A 22,232-nucleotide genomic window follows, 5' to 3' on the forward strand; every position below is an offset into this window, starting at 1 on the left:
TGTCATGACAAAGCCACTCGACGGCATGCTGGTGCTTTCCATCGATCAGGCGGTGGCGGCACCCTATTGCGCCTCCCGCCTTGCCGATGCCGGCGCCCGCGTGATCAAGATCGAACGCGCTGAAGGAGATTTCGCGCGCGGCTACGACCACGAGATAAAGGGCGAGAGCGCCTTTTTCATGTGGCTGAACCGGGGCAAGGAAAGCCTGGTTGCGGATCTGAAGAACCCGGAGGATCTGGCCCTGCTGCACAGGATCATGGGAAAGGCGGATGTCTTCCTGCAGAACCTGGCGCCAGGCGCGACGGACAGGCTCGGGCTTGGCTCCGACGACCTCCGCAAACGCTACCCGCGGCTGACTACGGTTGATATCAGCGGATACGGGGACGAGGGGCCTTATGCGGAGATGAAGGCCTACGACTTTCTGGTCCAGGCGGAGAGTGGCCTGATCTCGGTCACCGGCTCGAAAGAGGCAATGGGACGGGTCGGTGTCTCGATCTGCGATATCGCCTGCGGCATGTTTGCCCGCACGGCCGTGCTGGAGGCTCTGCTGCTGCGTGCGCGGACCGGCGAGGGCAGCCAGATCAAGCTATCCCTGTTCGGCGGTATGACCGAGTGGATGTCGCCCTGGCTGCTGCATCAGGCCTATGGCGTGCTGAAGGAACAGCGCATCGGTCTCAGTCATCCGGCCATAGCGCCTTACGGGGCCTATGTCTGTGCCGGCGGGGATATGATCCTGATCGCCGTGCAGAATGATAGGGAATGGCGCCGCTTTTGCGCCTCTGTGCTCGGGAGTGAAGAGATCGCGGATGATGAGCGGTTCCGCACGAATACCGACCGGGTAGCCAATCGCGGGGCGATGAACGATGCAATCAACGGAGTCTTCGGCCCGCTGAACCGTGATCGGGTAAAGGAAAAACTCAAGGCGGCGGGGATTGCCTTCGGCGCCATCAACAGCGTCGCTGATGTGCTGGAGCATCCTGCCTTGCGGCGGGTGCCGCTCGAGACACCCGTCGGCACTATCGAAACGGTGGCGCCGCCTGCGCAGTTCGTTGGTGCGGATACGTTCTTTGGGCCCGTGCCGTCACTCGGTCAGCACAGCGATGCGATCCGGGCTGAATTCGCCACCTGAAGGCGGGGTTCTTGGGCTGAAAGCGCTGTGAATTGACGTCGATACAAAAACGCCCGGCTTGTGCCGGGCGTTTTCTTGTTTCGATGTATGCCTGGCTCTAGTCCAGCAACACGCTGGGTAGCCAGAGCGTGATTTCCGGCCAGATAACCACAATCGCGAGACCGATCAGCTGCAGGATGACGAAGGGGATAATGCCCTTATAGATCTCCTGCATCGAGACCATCTCCTTGGCGACGCCCTTCATATAGAAGAGTGCGAAGCCGAAGGGGGGTGTCAGGAACGATGTCTGCAGGTTGATGGCCACGATGATCGCAAACCAGTAGATCACCTGCTGTTGCACAAATTCGAGCTGTGCGTTGTTGGTCGGCACCTCGAGACCGAGATGGGGCGCGAAGGCAGGAGCCATTGTCTGGATGACCGGCGCAAAGACGGGGAGGATGATCAGGGTGATCTCCAGCCAGTCAAAGAAGAAGCCGAGAATAAAGACGACGAACATCAGCATGAACAGTAGAGGCCAGGGCCCGAGCTGAAGCCACTCGATGAACTCGATGATCAGGTCTTCGCCATAGACGTTCCGGAAGATCGTCGAGAAGGCCGTGGCTCCGACGAAGATCAGGAAGATCATCGAGGTGGTCAGGCCGGTCCGGTGAACGACATCCCGTAGCACGTCCCGGGTCAGTGTCCCGTTCGAGACGGCCAGAATCAATGAGCCGAATGCACCGACGCCCGCGGCTTCGGTCGGGGTTGCCCAGCCGGCAAAGATGGAGCCGAGCACCAGCGTGATCAGGAAAATCGGCGGCACGAAGCCTTTCAGGACACCGCCCAGATAACTGTCGCCTTCCATCCGGCCGATGATCATCGAGATACCGAAGACCATCAGAAATCCGATCAGGCCCCAGTTGAAGATATCCGCGAGATGGCTCTGCTCCATGAAGTAGCAGAAGCCGATTGCGATCACACTGAAGCCAAAGAACTTGGCGATATTCGCCTTGTTGCTTGGCTCCATCTGGATCGCGTCGTCGGCGATTGCCGGTGCCTTTTCAGGCGAGATGATGCCCATGGTCACGATGTAGGCGACATAAAGACCGGAGAGCACAAGGCCGGGGAAGATCGCGCCGATGAAGAGGTTGCCGACCGAGACCGCGAGCAGGCTGCCCATCAGAACCAGCATGATCGACGGCGGAATGAGAATGCCGAGTGTGGCACTGGCCGCGAGCGTACCGGTGGCGAGCGATCGGTCATATTTCTGCGAGATCATCGTCGGCAGCGCCATCAGCGTCATCATGACAACCGAGGCGCCGATGATGCCTGTGGTTGCGGCCATGATGGTGCCCATGACCGTCACCGCGAGCGCGAGCGCTCCCGGGACCCGCCGGAACAGCACCTGCAGAATGTGCAGCAGATCCTCGGCCACCCTCGACCGTTCCAGCATGGTGCCCATGAAGACGAAACAGGGTATCGCGACCAGGATCGGGTTCTGGATCGCGCCCGATGCGCCGTCGCCGCCCCAGATCCGTTGAATGACCTGGAAAAAGACCGCGAAATCGAGCACATCAAGCCAGATTCCCAGTGCGCCGAACCCGACGGCAACCCCGCCAAGCGCGAACGCGACGGGAAGCCCTGTGAACAGCATCAGCGCCAGGGCGAGAAACATGTACGCCCCTATGAATTCGTACATGTGGTCGTATAGAGCTTCAAACATCGGTTACCGCGTTGCCCCCCAGGAGATTGCCGGTTTTTCGTTGTTCATTTTTCATTCCGGCCGGTGATGTTCGTAGTTGAAGATTTCGAGCGAATCCCGCGCTTCTTCATGCTCTTCTCGGGACCCGAACAGATAGGCGGCGAGACGGCACAGCGTGGCCACGACTGCCATGCTCAACACAACCACGCCGATGATCATGAAAGACTTGATGACATAGCGCCACGGAATGCCAGTGAGGGATTCCGAGCCTTCACCCTGGTGATAAGAAATCGCCATGAGGATCCAGGACTGCCAGCCGACCAGAAAGAGGAAAGGAACGGCCATGATGAACAGGCCGATAAACTCAAGCCAGGCCTGCTTGCGCGGAGGGATGTGCTCACGGAACACATCGACGCGGACATGGGCGTTGGCGAGATAGCCGAACCCGAAGGTCAACAGCAGAATGACGCCGTGCAAGTGCCACTCGAAGTCCTGCAGGATAGTGGACACCGAATAACCGTATTCGATGGAGAAATCTGAAAAATAGAGCCTGATGAAGTCGACCTTACGGGTGACCACGTCGAACATGATGACGAAGACGAGCGGCAGTATAAGCCAAGCCCCGGCCTGACCCGCCTTGCGCGAGAAGCGATCCAGAACGCTCGCAATACTCAGTGCGGCTTTCATATCTGAAACCTCGATTTCCTAGAGTGGACCGGAATGAGCGGCTGGGCCTGGTTCGCAGGACGCGGTGAGCCGACGTATCCGCTGCGCCCGGCACGGGCACAAAGAAAGAGACGGGAGACTCCGCCCGGAGTCTCCCGCATGTGTTCTGTCTTATTTCAGGTAACCGCGGTCACCCCAGACTTTGTAGCCAGTGTGGAACTTGGTGAAGCTGTCCCAGAGAACTTTCACGTCCGGGTTGGACGCCAGTTCTTCGGCAAGAACCTCGTTCCAGGCGCCACGCAGCTGGTCGAGGACTGAGTCCGGCCAGGTCATGTTTTTCACGCCGTCTTTCTCGTTGGCGATCATCGCTTCGAACTGGGACGCTTCGCCGTCGGCGATCATGTCCGTAATGTTCTTGTCGCAGGAGATCTCAAGCATCGCCTGCTGGCCGTCGGACAGGGCATTCCACTTGTCCATGTTGATCAGCAATTCGTTGGACGTGGACTGCTGATGCCAGCCGGGGAAGTAGTTGTACTTGGCGATCTGATAGAAGCCGTAGGACCGGTCGATCGCCGGCATGGAGAACTCGGTGGCGTCAATGGTGCCACGCTCCAGAGCCGGATAGATGTCGCCGCCCGCAAGCTGCTGGGTCGAAACGCCGAACTTCTGCATCACCTTCGCGCCGATACCGAAGAAGCGCATTTTCAGGCCCTTCAGCTGATCGAGGCTCTTGATCTCCTCGCGGAACCAGCCGGAGGTTTCCGGCGGGATCATGCCGCAGAGCAGGAACTTGATGTTGTCGCGAGCGTAGAGTTCAGTGCCGATCTCCACACCGCCGCCATACTTGAACCAAGCCACGAATTCCGGCGCGGCCGGGCCGAACGGCCAGGTCGACAGGAATGCAAAGGCAGAGTTTTTTCCCTGGTTGGCGCCCGATGTTCCGAAGGCGGAGTCAATCGCGCCCTGGCTCACCGGATCGTAGTAGGCATAACCGCCGGCAAGTGCGCCTGGCTCGAACACCTTGATGTCGAAGTCGCCGTCGGACATACGGTCGATGCCCTTGGAAATGCGGTGCGGCGGCTGGCCGAGAACTTTTACGTTCTGACCGAAAGCAGCATGCATTTTCCAGCGTACTTTCTTGGCTTCGGCATCATTTGAGCCGAGGCCGATGGCGATCGTCGAGGCGATCGCAAGCATGCCGAATGATTTCAGAAAACCCGATTTCATGAACTTCCTCCCTTGTTCAATCCGCTTTCGGACCCGGTTATCCGAGCCTCTTTAGCTTCATTCCACAGTGAAATTTTTTCATCCCCGGACGATATCCGAAGCGTCTTGGTCCCGTGGTGCGCGAAGTATTGCCGTGATTTAACACGCCGTCAAAGCCTTCAATTTCGCAGAGGGCTTGGGGGGCAGGGTTTTTCCGTCAGGAGGAAATGCGTTTGTGTATACGTTATTATGCTTGAATTTCTTGTCTTTTCAGGTCAGTGCACCTGTAAAAGCAGGTTCGGAAGATGCCCCGCATCGGGGATGATAAAGTCCGCCAAAGCGGCCAGTTGCGGCTCTGGGGTGGCGCCCGTGAGGACCCCAATCGTGGCACGGCACCCTGCGGCACGCCCGGCTTCCATGTCCGCCCGGCTATCGCCAACCATGACTGTCTCGTCCGCCGCCATGCCTCCGGTGCGCAGGAAGGCTTCGAGCATATCCGGTGCCGGTTTAGGAGTGTGCCCGCTATCGTAGCCGGCAACGAAATCGACCAGCCCCCTCAGGTCCAGCGCGTCGACCATGTCCCATGCGCCACGTTCGGCATCATTTGTAACGATCGCGATTCGGATGTCCTGTGCGCGAAGAGTGAGGAACAACTCGCGAAGATCGCAGGCAGGAGCTAGATTGCGGGCCGCGTGATCGAGCCAGTAGGCGTCAAGCCAGGCGGCGGTCTCCTCGATTGAGGGCAATGCGGGAACAAGCCGGCACCATAGCGCGGCGACTTCGGTTGCCGTGCCTTGTGCGAGCAAGGTCCCGGGAGCAATCGTACCCTTTTCAGGATCGCCTCCGGCGGCCCGGGTCAGGCTATCGACGTCGGTTTCAATATCATGGGTTACGGCAAGCTGGCGCGCGGCAGACAACAGCCCGGGGAGCCAGGTTCTCTCGAAATCGATCAGCGTGCCGTCTTTGTCGAACAGCACTCCGCGGATGGGCCCGGGCATTGGCGGCTCCATGATTCTGAATGGCAAGGGGGGCTAAGCTCGCCCGGCTCGCATGGATCTGCAAGAGCTGTTTGCAAAGGCGTCAGGCCGTTGGCGGAGGCTGATTAATTGGCCGAAGCGAGAATGCCGGATTTGATCCGTCTTGCGGCTTTTCGCTGTTCCCAGGCGGCAAGCAGGCGGGCTTTGCGATCGTCGAATTCCTGGCGCAGCTGCAGGGCTCTTTTCTCGGCGATCTCCCGCTGCCGGGCCGCTCGTTCGTCACGCAGGGCCTGTTCGATGGCTTGCTGTTCCTTGCGGGCCAGCGCTTTCGCGGTCAGGGCGTCGGCACGATCTGCCGCGCCTGCCGCGAGTGTCAGATTATCTGTGGAGGGATCGGCCATGGTCACGGCTTCGCCCCTGTATGCTTTCTGCTGCAGCTTGGAGACGGCATCCCGGTAGTTTTTGCCGCGCACGCTGTTGCCGGAATGATAGTGCTCGGTCGCATCCCGCCAGGATCCGTGCCGCTCTTTCAACTCGGTCAGGAAGCGGGCCGCATAGTCGGCGTTCTTCAGCGGATCGAAAGCCTCGGCGAGATCCTCGAAGGCGGTGCCGTGGTAGCGCAGGTTGATCTGCATGCATCCGACATCAATGTTCGTGGTACCCTTGGCGAGCAGGCGGCGCACTTCGGCCATGGCGGCGAATACCGTCGGATAATGGCGGCCCTCGCCACCGGAAGTCACCGTCCAGGGCCACGTGTAGCTTTCCTTGCGCTCATCATTCCAGCGTCCGGTTTCCTTGAGGGAGATCGCGAACAGCAGGTGCTTCGGTAGACGATGCTCTTCCTCGGCATGACGGGTCGCATTGGCGCATATCTTGTCCGACGGCCCGAGTGCGTGCGCCTTGGGCGCGGCTAGCAGGCCGAGTGTGGCAATTACAATCGCGGTAAAAATGATCGGCATCGATAGATAGCGCATGGTCTTTCTCCTGTGACCCGGAGATATAAGCAAGGACCGTGCCGATTATTTGATTTGCTGGCTATTCAGCTGCCGCGCGGATGGAGGCCGTGCCGTCCTCGGCCATGCGCCGCGCGGTTTCCGACAGAGCGCTCAGCAGAGCCGCGATGTCCTTCTTCAGCGGTTCGATACCGGCCCGTGGCTCTATCCGCCGCTCGTCCATGTAAAGGGCGCGGTTGATCTCGATCTGCAGGACATGAACACCAACCTCCGGTCGGCCGTAATGCCGGGTTACGAATCCGCCGGCGTAGGGGCTGTTGCGTCGCACGGCGTAGTGCCGCTCCCTGAAGAAGGTCTCGGCTTGTTCGGTAAAAGCCTGAGCGGCGGTCACGCCATGACAGTCACCCAGGACGATATCGATCGGGCGGCGTTCGCTGCGGACATGGCGCACGGCACTGGACGGCATGGAATGCCCGTCGATCAGCAGGCAGAAACCGAATTGTTCGAGCGCTTCAGCGATCAGCCGTTGCAGGGCCCGGTGGTAGGGCGCGTAGTAATTACCGATGCGGTGTGCGGCATCTTCAAAGGAGAGCTTTTGGTCGTAGACCGGCTCGGAATTGGCGACTACGCGAGCAATGGTTCCGAGCCCCGCCGAGATGCGGATGCTGTCGGTTGCGGCGCCGTCGGGCAGCGGATCGGAGAACATGCTTGGGTCCAGCTCGAACGGCTCCCGGTTCACATCGACATAGACCCGGGGGAAAAGAGCCGTCAGCAGAGCCGCCCCGGCCTGATTGGCCCCCTCAAGCACCTGCTCCATGAAGCTGTCTTCAGAAGACCGCAAATCCATCGGGTCGAGCCGGGTGGCGTCCAGCAGATCCTGTGGATAGAGACGGCCGCTGTGCGGTGAGGCGACGACAAGCGGGCTGTTGGCGTGTGCGGGGCGTTCAATCCGGTAAACGCCGGCAATCTCGTCGGGAACCGCCGGAGCCGGATGCGTGGCCACATCGCCAGAGCAGAGGAAACCCGGCTCAATCAGCGTCGAGGCGACATCTTCGAGCCTGTCCCCGGCCGTCGCGTCTCCGACGGCATTCCCTGTCGTTTTATCCGCACTCAAGCGCAGTCTCCCGGACCGGCAAATTTAATCTCACCCTAATATGGAAATGGTAACGGGCAAACCAAGAAGAGGGTCGTATCCTTGGCCGGGCTCATGGTCAGTGACGGCTGCCGGAGCGGTTGCACGAAAGCTGGGCGAAAAACCGTTAAATCAGGTCTTGCAAATCCGAATGCCGCTGGCTATACACACGCCTCCTTCGCGGCGCACTTTTCCCGATGCCGCGACATATAGGGCGCGTAGCTCAGCGGGAGAGCACTACGTTGACATCGTAGGGGTCACTGGTTCAATCCCAGTCGCGCCCACCATCCCTTCCCAAATGAAATCCGCATTCCGTTCCTGCATATCGATTGATCGATCTTGCGGAGCGATATTTACGCCAGCGTCCGCGGCGGAAGTTAATTTTCTCCCAGCCCACAACGGGCAAATGTCATTACAGTGCTGTTCGTTGTAACCATTTCGACCGTTTGAATTTAGAGGAGACGCAGCATGGACCGCTTCACCGGGGGGTGCCTGTGCGGCAATGTCCGGATTGTGGCGTCGGGGCGTCCTTACCGGGTCGGCGTTTGTCACTGTTTGGATTGCCGCAAGCACCATGGGGCGCTGTTTCATGCTTCTGCGATCTTTCCACAGGATGCGGTGACGGTCGACGGTGAGGTGCGCAACTATGAAGGACGGTTTTTCTGTCCCGGCTGCGGCTCGACCGTTTTCGGTCGTAGCGCGGACGAAATCGAAGTGAATCTGGGATCCCTGGACGAACCAGACCAGCTGAAGCCGACCTATGAGCTCTGGTGTGTCCGCCGGGAGGCCTGGTTGCCGCCGTTTCCGGACACCCGACGATACGACCGCGATCGTGACGCCACGGGCCGCTCCGAGGAGTAGGGCGGACGCACTTTGCGAAGGGGCTTTTCCGATGAGCGGCACCCTGAAGGTCGATAAATCCAGCCGAGCGCGCGATCCGCGATGTGACCCGTGAGTGGATTGAGTCCTCCGGGAGTGTTGGGATGAGCCAGCTTTTGTGACTTCAACGCTCCTTAGGGGGCGAGGGGCTTTGTGATGTTAACTCAAGGGAGATGACCGACATTCGAACGAAGTAAGTTGAGATCGGACTTAACCATTTGGGTCACCAATTTGCTGAATTTGATGTATGGCTGCCAGCCGGTGGCGCTCTTGAGGTGTGACGGGTCGCCGATCAATGGGACGGTTTGAGCTTTGCGGACCACGATGGCCGGGTTTTCGGTGATAATCCCGCCGGGATCGATTCCAGCGGCGGTACAAGCGATATCGACGAAATCGTTAATGGAATGGCCAGTTCCGCTGGCTATGACAAACTGATCTGGGCTATCCAGCGAGAGTATTGCCTCCATTGCACGCACATAATCTTCCGCCGCTCCCCAGTCAACAACAGCGCTGAGGTCTCCGAGCTCAATTTCGCAGCCAAGCCCAAGCGCAGCCCTTGCAACACCTAGAGTGATCTTTCTGGAGACGAAGTTTGGCGACCGGAGTGGCGATTCGTGATTGTAGAGAATGCCAGGTGCGCAAAAGAGATCTCGGTGTTTGGAAAAAAATTCACACAGCTGCACCCCCATTTGCTTCGTAAGGGCATAATCCGAAACAGGCCGGAAGGGCGTGTCCTCGTTCTGCGGTGAGACGTCGGGTCTGCCGAAAAGGTGCGATGACCCGGCATAGAAGACACGGGGGCGTTTTGGAAGCGAAGCGGCCACTGTCAGTATGATTTCGAGGCCGACAACGTGAACTGCGAGGCTGCTGCCCAGGATGTTCGGGTCTTTCAGCGTACCGTCTTGCGAGGAATGGTGGTGCGCGGCGAGATAGTAGATGAAGTCGGGCTGCACTGACGTGAGCAGGGCCTTGATGGACGTACGGTCGGTAAGGCTGACCGTCGGCCAGACGCCTGATGCGCTGTCAACAACACGATCTCTTGTAATGCCAATGACACGATGTCTCAAGCTGTTGAGGTGCTGCGTCAGATAGAACCCATCCTGACCGCCGCTGCCGACGATCAGTGAAACGGGTGTATGGTTTTCTGGTCGTTGAGGCATCCGCTTGATCTGCGATCAGACAATTTCGACCTCAGGTAGCGGGAAAATGAATTTCCCGCCATTTTCCCTGAACGCGCGTTCCCTTGCAAGGAATCCGTTTCTGAAATGCCATGGTAAGGCCAGGTAATAGTCGGGTTTTGCCGCCCGGGATTCCTCTTCCGAGATAATGGGAATGCGTGTGCCAGGTGTCCGCGATCCCCATTTGATCTCGTTCCTGTCCGCAATCGCCGGCACGAGATCTGTCGTTATCTCGTAATGCTGGAGCAGGGTGTTCCCCTTGGTCGATGCGCCGTATCCGTGCACAAGTTTCCCTTTTGCCTTGAGCTCGTTGAGCAATGACAAAAGTTCCTGTTTTCGCTTGGCGATCCGGCTGGAGAATGCCTCGAGTGGGGCGTCGGTATCGTATCCTTGCGCAACTTCGCGCTCTCTGACTTCATTCAGCAGGCTGCTTTTGGGGGTGTGGGAAGATGCCAGATGAGCGGCAAACACTCTGAAGCTGCCGCCGTTCGTGTCGTTGAACGTGACATCAATGGCCTGCAACCCGGCATCCGCCAGGATCTTCTCGATTTGCTTGAAGCAATAATATTCGAGGTGCTCATGACAGATCGTGTCGAACGAATTCCGCTCAACCATGGTCGGCATGTAGCTTTGTTCGAACACCCAGATACCGTCTTCATCCAGGATGGAAGCGATGTCACGGGCGAACGCGACGGGGTCCGGCAAATCGTAGAACATTGAAATCGATGTCACGGCTTTGGCTTTAACCGTGCCAGCCAGATCCCGGAAAGTCGCCGCGTTGAAAAAATCGGCGGCTGTCAGGATGTCATCGTCATAGTACGAGCGGAATTGTTCGAGAACCGGATCGATTGCGACGCGTCTGACGCCCGTGCCTCTATAGCTATTCAGCAGGGTCGAATCATTGGAGCCGATATCAAGAACGTAGTCGCCGTCGCCGAGGGAAACTCTCGTCCGCAGGTCTGCGACGAGGGATTCCAGATGTGCCTTCATCGACTCATTCAGGCCGGAACGATAGCCATAGGTATGGCCGAACAGGTCTGACATTTCATAGTCATGGGCTGCCTGAACCAGGCCGCAGTCACGGCAGCGGATGATTGCCAGCGGAGCCGAAGGGTCATCTCCCGTGTCTGCCATGCCGGGGAACAATCCGCATGACGCCAGGTTGCCTAGGTCGAATGACATGTTGAGCTGGGCTGAGCCACAGAGCCTGCAGTGTTTTCTTTCGGCGGCGAGCATTCAACCGTCCTTTTCCATGTTGTATTGATCGTATTGATAGCGCGGTGTGCTGATCCGATTACACAGCTTCCATGCGCACCATTTCACGCACCAGGTCCTCGAATGAGATTTTAGGCTCCCAGCCAAGAACGGCTTTGGCTTTCGAATAGTCACCAAGGAGTTCATCGACTTCCGTCGGGCGAAAATAGACCGGGTCGACATAAATCAATTTGCGTCCGGTCTTCTTGTCGACTCCAATCTCATCGACACCCTCGCCATGCCACTCAATTGAAATGTCGACTTCAGCGAACGCGAAGTCGACAAACTCGCGCACTGTATGCGCCTTGCCGGTGGCCAGCACATAATCATCCGGCGTCGGATGCTGCACGATCCGCCACATGCCTTCGACATAGTCCTCTGCATGGCCCCAGTCCCTCGACGCGTTCAGATTGCCAAGAGCAAGGTCTTTCTGCGTGCCGGCTTTGATCCGGGCAACGGCGCGAGTGATTTTGCGGGTCACGAAGCTTTCCCCGCGTACCGGGCTTTCATGATTGAAAAGAATGCCGTTCGAGGCATGAAAGCCATAGGCTTCCCGGTAGTTGATGGTCAGCCAGTAAGCGTAGAGCTTGGCGATCGCATAGGGACTGCGAGGGTAAAAGGGCGTTGTCTCGGATTGCGGGACGGCCTGAACCTTTCCATAAAGCTCCGAGGTGGAAGCCTGGTAGAATCGGCATGTTTCATCAAGTTTCAGAGTTCTCATGGCTTCAAGAATGCGCAGGGGCCCGATCCCGTCGGCCTGAGCCGTGTATTCAGGTGTGGCGAAGCTGATGTGGACGTGGCTCTGCGCCGCCAGATTGTAGATCTCTGTCGGCCGTGTTTCCTGCAGGATCCTGATGATGCTGCTGGAGTCTGTCAGGTCGCCATAGTGCAGGACAATGCCATCGTCTGGGTGTTCGCGGTTGGCGAGCATCTGATCAATGCGGGCGGTGTTGAACAGGGACACGCGCCGACGCAAGCCGTGAACGATATATCCCTTGTCGAGCAACAGGTTCGCAAGATAGGCGCCGTCCTGTCCCGTTATACCGGTGATGAGTGCAACAGGCCGCGTCATGCGTGGTTTTCCTTCATATCGTCATGGTCGAGATCGCGGGGTTTCGGCAGGTGCGGAAATTGACCGGTTTGTTCCAGCTTCTCGAAAATACTCCGCCAGAATGTTTCCGGACGATAGTGTTCCTGCGCATAGTCTCGCGCCGCCGCTGCGATGCGTTCCCGCTCGCTTTCGTGATCGAGGTAATAGCGAAGTTTCTCCAACAAATCTTCCTTGGTGGAGAAGGGGATATAATGTTCGTACGGCCTGAACCAATCGGGCGTTATGTCGTTTTCGGATTCAAACAGCAATGCACCGGCTTCAATCGCTTCAAAGACCCGTGCTTTCAAATGGTGCATGGGGCGATCATACGGATGGAACACTCTGGTCACGTGATGATAGTCCCATCCCGATAACAGCGTGAAACTCGAAAAATTTATGATGATTCGCGAGCGCCGCATGACCGCAGCGTATTCGTCATTACTCAACCTTTTCCCGAGGCCAGACCCAGCCAGAAAAAGCGGAACGTCATTTTTTTGCAGATAGTCAATTATCGGCTTCCGGTATGTGTAAGCCCCGACAACACTTCCAACAAATGACACATCGATGTCGCGCGCCTCACCCTGATCGCAGTAGGTCTGTTGGTCGACAAGATGCCAGCCTTGGTACACACGGCCGCGCATCAGCTCGCGAATATCCTTGCTGGCAGTTTGATCTGTCGTTACGAGCAAGTCGGCAACGCCGGAGAGCAGTCTGATCGAGTTTTCAAAATAGGGTTTTGCCAAATCCAGGCTCATCAGGACAAGTGCGGATTTTGTCAGTTTCTTGATCCAGGAAATCGTTTCCAGGCGAATTGTGTTTTCGACTTTTGAGATGCTTTGATTGTAATAAAAAAATACAGTAGGGTTCATATCTATTGATGCCGAATAAATAAATTTATCGACAGATATTTCTAGTTCATTCCTTAATGCAGAAAGGTTGAATGATATAAATCGGGATTTGTAATGTTTGTTAAATGTATTATTTATGGATTCTGCGTATGATCCCTCTGATTCAGCGCCTGATGACAGTGAAAAAACAATAGGATATTTGTTGTGTTTTTCATTAAAACCATAAAGTTTTATATACCTTTCAGGATTCCATTCTTTATAGTATATTTTATTATTAGGTAGTTCTTCTTTTATTTTTGATTCAATTTCTTTTATTAATCTGTGTGATTCTTCTTTTTTGAAGTTGTTGTTTCTTGTTTTTAGAAAGCAAAATAAACTTACAGTATAAGATTTTTCTCTTAATAAAAGATGGCCTATTTTGAATGTTGTAAGGTGATCATGTGGTGATAATGCCGATGCAAGAACGAGGTACCCTAGTGCAGAGTCGGTAAATTTGGCTCTTCCATAGAGATTGGCAAGGGCAATAATTTGTTCTGATGTGAAGTCGTCGCCCCGGATATTTTCCGCAATTGAATCATATTCAGTCATGGATTTTGTTTTTTCTGTTGGAAGAGCATTTGGCATGGTGTGTCCGGAAAAAAAATAGGAACGTAATCGCGTCGGCGCCTGAGCCGGGCGGCTTATGCCGACGTTTCAGCAGCAAAGAAACATTCGACGAATGCTTCGATGATTGTATCCACATGGCGTTCGTTTACGTGCCGCGGTTGCCCGTCATCATCGCCGAATGCCGCGTATTTTGCGTGTCCCGACGCCCAGCGCACGACTTCGAAAGATGGCCAGTAATACACATTCTCATGCGCTTCGCGCATGACTTGGTCTATGGCGACGCGCAGGATGGACTTGGATACACTGTCTGCAACCATGCAATTGGCGTCGGTTCGGTGCGTGGCAATGAGTGGAACAGGAGACAGGGTGAAAATGATCGGTTTCGCCCCGAGTTCATTGTGAACGGTCCGGATGATCGCCCGCATGTTCTCGACATTCTCTTCTACCGTCGAGATTTGGAACACGTGCCGTTCCGCCTCATATATCTTTTGCGGAACGCCCCGCCAGAACACACCTCCAGTTTCCCGGTCACGCCATACTTCGGCCAGTCCGAGTGTGATCACCAAGCCATCAAATGTCTTGAACTGTTCCTTGTAGAACGTGTGTTCGGAGGGTGGAGTCCAGTGATCGACGCCGCCATCTTCATTCGCGTCATACCAGTATGAAGCTGATCCGATATCTCCAGTGAGACCCCACTCGATGAACTGACGTACGGCGAAGCTGTTGTTCAGTCCTTCGGGCACGGAGATGGTGTCCGATTGCTTGCCGCGCGCCAGCAAGCGTTTGCGCAAATGTGCGGCGAAACAGGAGCCCATTGTGAGGAGGGTTGCGTCCGAGCCAAAGATTGGGGAATCGGGAACGAGGCGATGCAGTATGAATTTTCGCATCATCGTCTTCAAATCGTCGAAATCGCTGGTTTTTCGGGGGAAAAAATCGATCGTTCGGGATTTGAAGTGCCATTTGTCTTTGGACTTGGCCGGTTTTCCTGATTTTTCGGCGTCGAATTCCGGCGCTGAAACCGTGTTTTCCGCATCCGAGAACGTGTAGGCGTCGAGGTCCGCAGTGTCACCGCGATCCATATGCCCCAAGGTCACGCCGCTTCGAAAATGCAATTTATCAATGTCGTGTTTTTGTGCAACGGCGACGGATTCGTCGAAGCGGTTCAATCTCTGAAGGATACGGCTCAACGCGTAGGCGCAGTTTTTCAGGTCCCCAAGCACAATACCCTGCGCGTAGACCCTGGCTGCGGTTTCGAGCTGTCCGGCGCTGTCGAGAGAGCGGGCGAGTTGTGCATATACTTGCGCCTGCGTCGGCTGCAATATCAGAGCGCGTTTGAACGCCCGTTCGGCATCCTTGCTGTTGCCAAGATCGGTTTCAACAAGTGCGAGCTGCAAGTGAAGGTCAGCCTGATCCGACGAATCATTTATGCCCAGTTCGAAGTGGTGCTTGGCGTCGGCGGATTTGCCGAGGAAGTGAAGCCATTGGCCGCGCAATCGCTCGACGCGATGTCCTTGGGCTGGCGCGGCAAGAAGCTTCGCAACAACGGCCTCGATTTCGGCTGTTTTGCCGGCACGCTTCAATATGGGAAGAAGGTGAGAATATGCGGCAATCAGGTTGGGTTGTCGTGCCAGAGCTCTGTTAAAAGCCGATGCGGCCAGACCGAGATTCCCTTTGGACATTTCGGCGAATCCAACGAAGTAATGGCCTTCGGCGAAATCTTCAACTTCAGACAGGACCGACGTCATCTCGTCGATGACCTGATCGAAAGCTCCCTCGCTCAGAAGTGAATTTCCTCGTTGTAGCATCTCGGTGCGTTTGAACCTGGCTGCAGGCACGATAAAATTCTCCATTTCCCTGAGCGGTATCGTCCCGGTCAGTCTGGTGCGATAACTGTGCAAGAGCATTATAGCAAGCCTGAATTGCAACGCATACAAGGGCTCATTTCGGTGCTGGATCTTCGAGTGTCGTGCGACAGCCGCTTTGTTTCAAAAAATGTCCTGCGCTCTGCTTGGCCGGAAGTGGTCCCTTTTTGAGCTCATATTAGAGCGTCGAAGGGCAAAGTTTTTCTGATGCCGCATGGCCTTCTAGGCTTTGAATTGAGAATGATGCGACGAACCCGGCTGGTCGGATGTCGACGCACTATTGCAGCACGGCCAGATTTCTGGAAATTCACTGGGGAGTGGTTCGGGCAATGTGTCCGTCGGGGGGGGGCTGGTTGCCGCCGTTTCCGGACACCCGACGATACGACCGCGATCGTGACGCCACGGGCTGCTCCGAGGAGTAGGCAGGCGAACGACGCGCTTTTATAGAATGTGTGGAGCGCCGTGCCGACGGGGCTGCCCGTGTTGTTCCGCATCCAGCCATTCAGCGAACTTCCAAAGCTGCGCAAAGAATTTCCAATTTGTCATTTTTGGAAATTCCAACTTTTCCAACAGCTATTTCCCGGCTCGCGATTTAAAAAGTCATCAAGTTCCCGTGGAGAATTTGTGACGAATTTAAATCCAGATGGTCGAACTGCTTTCAGATTGCAAAGTATCTTGTGGGGCGGATTTTGATCCGCGAAAGTGCAGTGATTCGCATTTTCCAGAATCCAGTCATGCGCCTTTTGTTCTTTTAGACAGCGGACTTCCCGCCCCGGATCTGCTGATGCAGGCGATGACGGGGGCGCCAGATGTTGTCCGGCTTGGCGCCGCCGCCGATGCCTTCCAGGTGCTCGGCGATGCGATCAGGCGGGCCAGCCCGCGGGCTTCCTCGGTGCATCTGTTCAGCCATGGCCGGCCGGGCGTGCTCTCCCTCTCTGCGGGAGAAGTGTCTCTCGATACGCTAACCCGGGACGCATACGGTATCGCTGGTTTCCGGCGCGCGCTCGCCGGACGGCCGCTCGTTCTCTATGGCTGTTCGGTTGGACGTGGCGCGGCGGGGCAGCGGTTCGTCGAAGCGCTTTCCTTCGCGCTGGACGCGCCGGTGCATGCGTCGAGCACGCCGACCGGTGCTGCCGGGCGCGGCGGCGACTGGAAGCTGGACGTTGCGGCGGGCATGTCGCCGGGCGACCTGCGGCCTCTCTTCGACCCTGAGCGGGCGGCCGCATGGCCCGGCCTGCTCGCGGTAGACGTCACGAGCACGCTCGGCGACGCGAGCGCGGGAACACTCCGAGCGGCGGCAGCGGCTGTCGATCAAATCGTGCGTTTCAGCAATCTCGGGGCGGGTGGCACGATCACCCTCGCGGCTTCGCCGACCTTCACGAATGTGGCGGCCACAAATTTCAGTTTCACCGGAACGACAACCTCTCTCACGATCGGCGGTTCGGACATCGTCGCGGCCTCGCATCTCTACTTCAATGTCACCGCGGGAAAGACGCTGACCCTCAATTCCGGGGTCTCTTTCTCGGCCGGCGCCCGAATTCTTCAGACGGCAGGCGGCGGAACCATCGCTCTCAACGGCTCGATCAGCGGGACGAACAAGATCTGGGTCCTCGGCGGCACGACCGCCGAGATCGGGACGACGACCTCGGCGCCCCTCATCGATATCCTCGGCAACTCGACCGTGCGGTTTACGACCAGCGGTGCCTACACCTCGAATATCGAGGTCGAGGATACGGCGACCATCGATACCGGCGCCAATAACGTCAGCATATCCGGCAATGTGACCGACGACGGCACGAACGTGCTGGCCAAGACCGGCACCGGCACGCTGACGCTTTCCGGAACCAACTCCGCCTCGGGCTCGATGACGCTCAACCAGGGTACGCTCTCCGTCGCGGCGGACGGCAACCTGAGCGCCGGCACGGTGACGATCAACGGCGGCACGCTGGCGGTCACCGGGGCGACGACGATCGACAATGCCATCGCGCTGGGGGCGTCGAACGGCACCGTCAATGTCGGCGCCAACGTCACCATGAGCGGGGTGGTCTCGGGCGCAGGCAATCTGACCAAGACGGGTGCCAGCACGCTGACGCTGAGCGGCACGAACACCTATTCCGGCACCACGACGGTCAGCGGCGGCACGCTCTCCGTCTCGACGGACAGCAATCTCGGTACCGGCAACGTGGCCTTGAGCGGCGGCGGGCTGACGGTGACCGGCGCGACGACGATAGACAACGACATCTCCGGCACCAGTGGCCTGACGAAGTCGGGTACGGGCACCGTCACCCTCAGCGGCACGAACACCTATTCGGGCGGGACTACGGTGAACGGCGGCACCCTGCAGGTTTCCGGCGGCAATGCCCTCGCCGACGCGGGAGCTGTCACCGTCTCGTCCGGCGCGACGCTCGACCTGAACGGGACAAGCGAGACCATCGGTAGCCTCACCGGCAGCGGCACGCTCAATATCGGCACCGGGACTCTCACGCTCACGGACTCTGCCTCGACCAACTTCTCCGGCACCATCAGCGGCACCGGCACGATCGCCGGCGGCGGCACCTATACGGTCGCATCCGGCGCCACCCTTGGCGGCAGCAGCACCTTCTCGACGGCAGTGACCGTGCAGAGCGGCGGCACAATAGCGCCCGGCAACAGCCCGGGGAAGATATCGACCGGCAACCTGACGCTGGCCTCCGGCTCCACGGCGAACATGGAGATCGAGGGCACCACGGCTGGCACCGGGTATGACCAGATCGCTGTCACCGGAACCGTTACGATCTCGGGGGCCACCCTGAGCCTGACGGTCACCGACATTCCCTCAGCCGGTGCCACCTATGTCCTGATCGACAATGACGGTGTTGACGCGGTCACCGGGACCTTTTCCGGTCTGGCGGAAGGCGCGTCGATTACCGCCGGTGGCGCCACCTACACGATCAGCTATGCGGGCGGGACCGGTAACGACGTGGTTCTGACGCTACCTGCAACGCCTGCCGCCGCCGGGGACGGGATTATGTCGGGCTCTGAGGGAGACGACCGGCTCGTCGGAGGCTCCACAGCGGACCATATCAAGGTGTTTGGCGGAGACGACACCGTATCTGCCAACGCGGGGGACGATACGATCTCAGGTGGTGCCGGAGATGACCTGTTGTACGGGCGTGATGGTGCCGACCTGATTTACGGGAATCAGGACGCTGATATTCTTTACGGGAATATCGGCCAGGATGCGCTCTATGGGGGATCGGGCGACGACCGGATCTATGCCGGTCAGGACAATGACGTTCTCTGTGGGAACAAGGGTAACGACAGGCTTTGGGGAAATCACGGTACGGACACGCTTCGGGCCGGTGACGGGAACGATTTGCTTTACGGCAATACGGGTGTCGACAGCCTTCAGGGCGAAACCGGAGACGACACGCTTTACGGTGGGAAAGACGCGGATTATCTCGACGGCGGCGCTGGCAACGACTCCCTGTGTGGCAATCTCGGCGCGGACACGCTTCTCGGCGGTGCGGGGGCGGACACTCTTGTCGGCGGGGACGGGAATGACCTGTTCCGCTTCGCAGACGGCGACGGCGCGGACGTGATCACGGACTTCGTGGTCGGACAGGACGTGATCGGCGTGAGCACAGATATCAACGGAACCGGCGTCACCAGTGCGGACGAGATGCTGGCCCGCATCACATCGGACGGCTCCGGAAACGCGGTGCTTGATCTCGCCGGGGGCAACTCCGTCACCCTGATCGGCGTGGCACCGCCCGAACTCGACGCGGCGAGCTTCCTTATCGGCTGAGTGAGATGTTGCCGGCCTGCAATGGTTGCGCTGTGCCGGATGCTCTTCACCAGAATGTATGATACAGAAAATTCAAGACTTCGCGGTGTGGCGGGGGCCGCACGGACACTCCATGGGGGAACAAGCGAAGCTAAGGGGAAACGCCCTGTCTTGTGAACAGCAGGAGTGCAGGAATGTCTGACAATTCAATTGGGACGCCGGAACAGCTTCGCGACCCGGATTTCACGCCGCCGCCGATGACGGCCATACCGCTCGGGATCCAGCATGTGCTGGCGATGTTCGTCTCGAACGTCACCCCGGCGATCATCGTTGCCGGTGCCGCCGGTTTCGGGTTCGGCTCCAACTCGCCGGACTTTCCCGAACTGCTTTACATGATCCAGATGTCGATGGTGTTCGCTGGTCTTGCAACGCTGTTGCAGACGTTCTCGGTCGGCCCGGTCGGCGCGAAACTGCCGGTGGTGCAGGGTACGTCCTTCGCTTTCCTGCCGATCATGATCCCGCTGGTCGCGGGCAAAGGCGTGGACGGGCTTGCGGCGCTGTTCACCGGTGTCATTGTTGGCGGCATCTTCCATGCCCTGCTCGGCACCGTCATCGGGCGTATCCGCTTTGCCCTGCCGCCGCTGGTGACCGGGCTTGTGGTCACGCTGATCGGACTGGCGCTGGTAAAGGTCGGGATTCAGTATGCCGCAGGCGGTGTTCCGGCGGTGAACCAGCCGGAATACGGCTCGCTGTTGAACTGGTCCGCTGCCGGGATCGTCATTCTGGTCACACTCGGTCTGAAGTTCTTCGCCCGGGGCATGCTTTCTGTGTCTGCGGTGCTGATAGGCCTGATCGTCGGATATCTCTATGCCATTGCCATCGGCATGCTGCCGCTCGGCGCCATCGGTACCTCGTGGGAGCGGGCGGCTGTCTTCGCCCTGCCGCAGCCGTTCAAGTACGGCATCGAGTTTTCCGGCGCGGCGATCCTTGGTTTCTGCCTGATGGCCTTCGTCTCCGCCGTGGAGACCGTTGGCGATGTTTCCGGCATCACGAAGGGCGGTGCCGGGCGTGAAGCGACGGACAAGGAAATCCGGGGCGCGACTTTCGCCGATGGTATTGGTTCCGCGTTGGCCGGTTTCTTCGGCGGTCTGCCGAACACCTCCTTCAGCCAGAATGTCGGGCTGGTGGCCATGACCGGGGTGATGAGCCGCCATGTTGTGACCTACGGCGCGATCTTCCTGATCGTCTGCGGTCTGGTACCGAAGGTTGGTGCGATTATCCGGACCATCCCGATCGAGGTGCTGGGCGGTGGCGTAATCGTCATGTTCGGCATGGTCGTCGCAGCCGGTATCTCGATGCTGAGCGATGTGCGCTGGAATCGCCGGAACATGGTGATCTTCGCCATTGCTCTCAGCATCGGGCTTGGTCTGCAGATGGAGCCGAAGGCGGTGCAGTATCTGCCGGATACGCTGCGCATTCTGATGACGTCCGGTCTGTTGCCTGCGGCATTCATCGCCATCGTCCTCAACCTCGTGCTTCCGAAGGAGCTGTCGGCGGAGTCGACCGAGGAAGTCGCGGGCGGGCTTGCCGGTAAAGGCGACAGATAGCTGCCGGGGGCGCGATCTCCGGGTTTTTCTTGAAGCTTTTGTGACTGGGGCCGAGGCCTCATTCGCAAGGCGAATACCATCTTACCAAATGGGAATCCTGACATTATTCAGGGTTCCCGTTTTCTTTGTGTGGATACTACTGCTGCCGTTGTCCGGCTTCGTCTAGACGAATTTCGCAAGTCGTCCAAAGGCAGCGTCATCTTGATGTCAACGAGCTTTGATACTGATCGCTCCGGTTTGTTTTCGCCGGAGCAAGGCTTATGGCGCGTATCACTCTATCGGGTATCGAGAAAAGCTACGGTACGACACGGGTCCTCAACGGGCTCGATATCGACATAGCCGATGGGGAATTCCTGACCCTTGTCGGGCCGTCCGGGTGCGGCAAGTCGACCTTGCTGCGGATCATCGCCGGGCTTGAACAGCAGAGCGCCGGAGACGTCGCCATCGGCGGCAGGGTGGTGAACCAGATACGGCCAAGCCGCCGTGACCTGGCAATGGTGTTCCAGTCTTACGCGCTCTACCCGCATCTGACAGTGCAGCAGAACATGGAGACGCCGCTTCGGCTGCGGGACCTGAACGGCTGGGAGCGGATGCCGCTGGTCGGTGCCGCCATGCCGGGACGCGGAGAAAAGCTCAAGACCTTGCGCGGACTGGTCCGGGAGACGGCCGAGACGCTGAAAATCGAGCATCTGCTGCAGCGCAAGCCGGGGCAGCTCTCCGGCGGGCAGCGCCAGCGTGTCGCGCTCGGCCGGGCCATGGTGCGCAAGCCGGTTGCCTTTCTGATGGACGAGCCGCTGTCGAACCTCGACGCGGCTTTGCGCGTGCACATGCGCTCCGAGCTGGCGGAGCTGCATCACGCACTGAAGACAACCTTTATCTACGTCACTCACGATCAGGCTGAAGCGCTGACCATGTCGGACCGGATGGCGGTGATGATGGAGGGGGACATCCTGCAACTCGGCGCGCCGGACGAGATCTATCTCGACCCGGTCGACCGGCGCGTGGCGGAATTCATCGGCAGTCCCCGGATCAACATGGTCGACGGCGAGGCTGACAGTGCGGGACGGGTAATTGCGCACGGCATTCACCTGAAGCGGACGCTCGGCGGAGCACACAAGGCACTGTCCATCGGTGTTCGTCCGGAGCATCTCGACGTACTGCCGGGAGGCGGGGATGCGGAATCCTGGCCGTTCAGGGTCAGCCACAAGGAAAATCTCGGCTCCGACTATTTCCTGCATGGCCATGTCAATGGCGGCGGCCAGCGGGTGATCGCCCGCGCCGCGCCGGAACTGGCGGCACAAGTGTCTCTCGGGCAGGAAATCCATGTCCGGCCGAGGCCCGGCACAGCCATGGCCTTCGGCGCGGACAACCGGCGCCTGCGGTTTGCGGAGGCCTGAG

At 58.3% G+C, this 22,232-nt stretch carries 16 protein-coding genes and 1 tRNA gene; 6 read left to right on the forward strand and 11 right to left on the reverse strand.

Annotated features, from left to right (window positions below; all coding sequences use genetic code 11):
* Positions 1 to 4: 4 nt before the first annotated feature.
* Positions 5 to 1,129 (forward strand): CaiB/BaiF CoA transferase family protein, encoded by a 1,125-nt coding sequence (locus tag K328_RS0118375; RefSeq protein ID WP_028467221.1) that lies wholly within the window; start codon positions 5 to 7, stop codon positions 1,127 to 1,129.
* Between the two features lie 97 nt (positions 1,130 to 1,226).
* On the opposite strand, the gene K328_RS0118380 is transcribed toward K328_RS0118375, so the two are convergent.
* From K328_RS0118380 to K328_RS24830, 6 genes are all read right to left on the reverse strand, one after another.
* Positions 1,227 to 2,831 (reverse strand): TRAP transporter large permease, encoded by a 1,605-nt coding sequence (locus tag K328_RS0118380; RefSeq protein WP_051285115.1) that lies wholly within the window; start codon positions 2,829 to 2,831, stop codon positions 1,227 to 1,229.
* Between the two features lie 51 nt (positions 2,832 to 2,882).
* A complete protein-coding gene (locus tag K328_RS0118385) occupies positions 2,883 to 3,497 on the reverse strand; it encodes a TRAP transporter small permease subunit (protein ID WP_028467223.1) in 615 nt (204 codons plus the stop codon).
* A 150-nt stretch (positions 3,498 to 3,647) separates the two neighbouring features.
* A complete protein-coding gene (locus K328_RS0118390; protein WP_036554907.1) occupies positions 3,648 to 4,703 on the reverse strand; it encodes a TRAP transporter substrate-binding protein in 1,056 nt (351 codons plus the stop codon).
* A 254-nt stretch (positions 4,704 to 4,957) separates the two neighbouring features.
* Positions 4,958 to 5,680, reverse strand: coding sequence for an HAD family hydrolase (locus K328_RS24820; protein ID WP_051285117.1), 723 nt, complete (start codon positions 5,678 to 5,680; stop codon positions 4,958 to 4,960).
* A 104-nt stretch (positions 5,681 to 5,784) separates the two neighbouring features.
* Positions 5,785 to 6,633 (reverse strand): transglycosylase SLT domain-containing protein, encoded by an 849-nt coding sequence (locus tag K328_RS24825; RefSeq protein WP_051285119.1) that lies wholly within the window; start codon positions 6,631 to 6,633, stop codon positions 5,785 to 5,787.
* Between the two features lie 61 nt (positions 6,634 to 6,694).
* Entirely contained in the window at positions 6,695 to 7,726 is a 1,032-nt protein-coding gene (locus K328_RS24830) for an N-formylglutamate amidohydrolase (RefSeq protein WP_245577591.1), read from the reverse strand.
* A gap of 230 nt (positions 7,727 to 7,956) precedes the next feature.
* Here K328_RS24830 and K328_RS0118410 point away from each other — a divergent pair.
* A tRNA-Val gene (locus K328_RS0118410) sits at positions 7,957 to 8,031 on the forward strand.
* A gap of 181 nt (positions 8,032 to 8,212) precedes the next feature.
* Positions 8,213 to 8,605 (forward strand): GFA family protein, encoded by a 393-nt coding sequence (locus K328_RS0118415; RefSeq protein WP_028467225.1) that lies wholly within the window; start codon positions 8,213 to 8,215, stop codon positions 8,603 to 8,605.
* Between the two features lie 182 nt (positions 8,606 to 8,787).
* Here K328_RS0118415 and K328_RS0118420 read toward each other — a convergent pair whose 3' ends face one another.
* The 5 genes from K328_RS0118420 to K328_RS0118440 are packed head-to-tail and all read right to left on the reverse strand — an operon-like array spanning position 8,788 to position 15,434.
* Entirely contained in the window at positions 8,788 to 9,783 is a 996-nt protein-coding gene (locus tag K328_RS0118420) for a GDP-mannose 4,6-dehydratase (RefSeq protein ID WP_028467226.1), read from the reverse strand.
* A gap of 15 nt (positions 9,784 to 9,798) precedes the next feature.
* Positions 9,799 to 11,037 carry a class I SAM-dependent methyltransferase gene (locus K328_RS0118425; protein ID WP_028467227.1) on the reverse strand — a complete coding sequence of 413 codons (1,239 nt, stop codon included), beginning with the start codon at positions 11,035 to 11,037 and terminating at the stop codon, positions 9,799 to 9,801.
* 58 nt (positions 11,038 to 11,095) lie between these two features.
* Positions 11,096 to 12,127, reverse strand: coding sequence for a GDP-mannose 4,6-dehydratase (gene gmd / locus K328_RS0118430; protein ID WP_028467228.1), 1,032 nt, complete (start codon positions 12,125 to 12,127; stop codon positions 11,096 to 11,098).
* Positions 12,124 to 13,617, reverse strand: a complete 1,494-nt coding sequence (locus K328_RS26465; protein ID WP_084608397.1) for a glycosyltransferase family protein — start codon at positions 13,615 to 13,617, stop codon at positions 12,124 to 12,126. Before K328_RS26465 ends, gmd begins: the two co-directional genes overlap by 4 nt.
* Before the next feature lie 56 nt (positions 13,618 to 13,673).
* Complete coding sequence (locus K328_RS0118440) at positions 13,674 to 15,434, reverse strand: GSCFA domain-containing protein (protein WP_169721231.1); 1,761 nt, start codon at positions 15,432 to 15,434, stop codon at positions 13,674 to 13,676.
* Between the two features lie 670 nt (positions 15,435 to 16,104).
* Between K328_RS0118440 and K328_RS0118445 the strand changes: the two genes are divergently transcribed.
* The 3 genes from K328_RS0118445 to K328_RS0118455 all read left to right on the forward strand — a co-directional run bounded on the left by K328_RS0118445 (position 16,105) and on the right by K328_RS0118455 (position 22,231).
* Positions 16,105 to 19,248, forward strand: coding sequence for a DUF4347 domain-containing protein (locus K328_RS0118445; protein WP_028467231.1), 3,144 nt, complete (start codon positions 16,105 to 16,107; stop codon positions 19,246 to 19,248).
* 173 nt (positions 19,249 to 19,421) lie between these two features.
* The gene (locus tag K328_RS0118450) at positions 19,422 to 20,834 is read left to right on the forward strand and encodes a uracil-xanthine permease family protein (protein ID WP_028467232.1); all 1,413 of its coding nucleotides are present in this window, start codon (positions 19,422 to 19,424) and stop codon (positions 20,832 to 20,834) included.
* Between the two features lie 260 nt (positions 20,835 to 21,094).
* Positions 21,095 to 22,231, forward strand: a complete 1,137-nt coding sequence (locus K328_RS0118455; RefSeq protein ID WP_028467233.1) for an ABC transporter ATP-binding protein — start codon at positions 21,095 to 21,097, stop codon at positions 22,229 to 22,231.
* Position 22,232: the final 1 nt, after the last annotated feature.

Origin of the sequence: Nisaea denitrificans DSM 18348, assembly GCF_000426505.1 — a bacterium.
Lineage (GTDB): Bacteria > Pseudomonadota > Alphaproteobacteria > Thalassobaculales > Thalassobaculaceae > Nisaea > Nisaea denitrificans.

What these genes read in the sequence shown, in the direction of transcription:
- gmd (WP_028467228.1), bottom strand. Translation starts at nt 12,127, where the DNA reads ATGACGCGGCCTGTTGCACTCATCACCGGTATAACGGGACAGGACGGC.
- K328_RS0118455 (WP_028467233.1), top strand. Translation starts at nt 21,095, where the DNA reads ATGGCGCGTATCACTCTATCGGGTATCGAGAAAAGCTACGGTACGACA.
- K328_RS0118445 (WP_028467231.1), top strand. Translation starts at nt 16,105, where the DNA reads ATGGTCGAACTGCTTTCAGATTGCAAAGTATCTTGTGGGGCGGATTTT.
- K328_RS0118385 (WP_028467223.1), bottom strand. Translation starts at nt 3,497, where the DNA reads ATGAAAGCCGCACTGAGTATTGCGAGCGTTCTGGATCGCTTCTCGCGC.
- K328_RS0118415 (WP_028467225.1), top strand. Translation starts at nt 8,213, where the DNA reads ATGGACCGCTTCACCGGGGGGTGCCTGTGCGGCAATGTCCGGATTGTG.
- K328_RS26465 (WP_084608397.1), bottom strand. Translation starts at nt 13,617, where the DNA reads ATGCCAAATGCTCTTCCAACAGAAAAAACAAAATCCATGACTGAATAT.
- K328_RS0118375 (WP_028467221.1), top strand. Translation starts at nt 5, where the DNA reads ATGACAAAGCCACTCGACGGCATGCTGGTGCTTTCCATCGATCAGGCG.
- K328_RS24825 (WP_051285119.1), bottom strand. Translation starts at nt 6,633, where the DNA reads ATGCGCTATCTATCGATGCCGATCATTTTTACCGCGATTGTAATTGCC.
- K328_RS24820 (WP_051285117.1), bottom strand. Translation starts at nt 5,680, where the DNA reads ATGCCCGGGCCCATCCGCGGAGTGCTGTTCGACAAAGACGGCACGCTG.
- K328_RS0118380 (WP_051285115.1), bottom strand. Translation starts at nt 2,831, where the DNA reads ATGTTTGAAGCTCTATACGACCACATGTACGAATTCATAGGGGCGTAC.
- K328_RS0118390 (WP_036554907.1), bottom strand. Translation starts at nt 4,703, where the DNA reads ATGAAATCGGGTTTTCTGAAATCATTCGGCATGCTTGCGATCGCCTCG.
- K328_RS0118420 (WP_028467226.1), bottom strand. Translation starts at nt 9,783, where the DNA reads ATGCCTCAACGACCAGAAAACCATACACCCGTTTCACTGATCGTCGGC.
- K328_RS0118450 (WP_028467232.1), top strand. Translation starts at nt 19,422, where the DNA reads ATGTCTGACAATTCAATTGGGACGCCGGAACAGCTTCGCGACCCGGAT.
- K328_RS0118425 (WP_028467227.1), bottom strand. Translation starts at nt 11,037, where the DNA reads ATGCTCGCCGCCGAAAGAAAACACTGCAGGCTCTGTGGCTCAGCCCAG.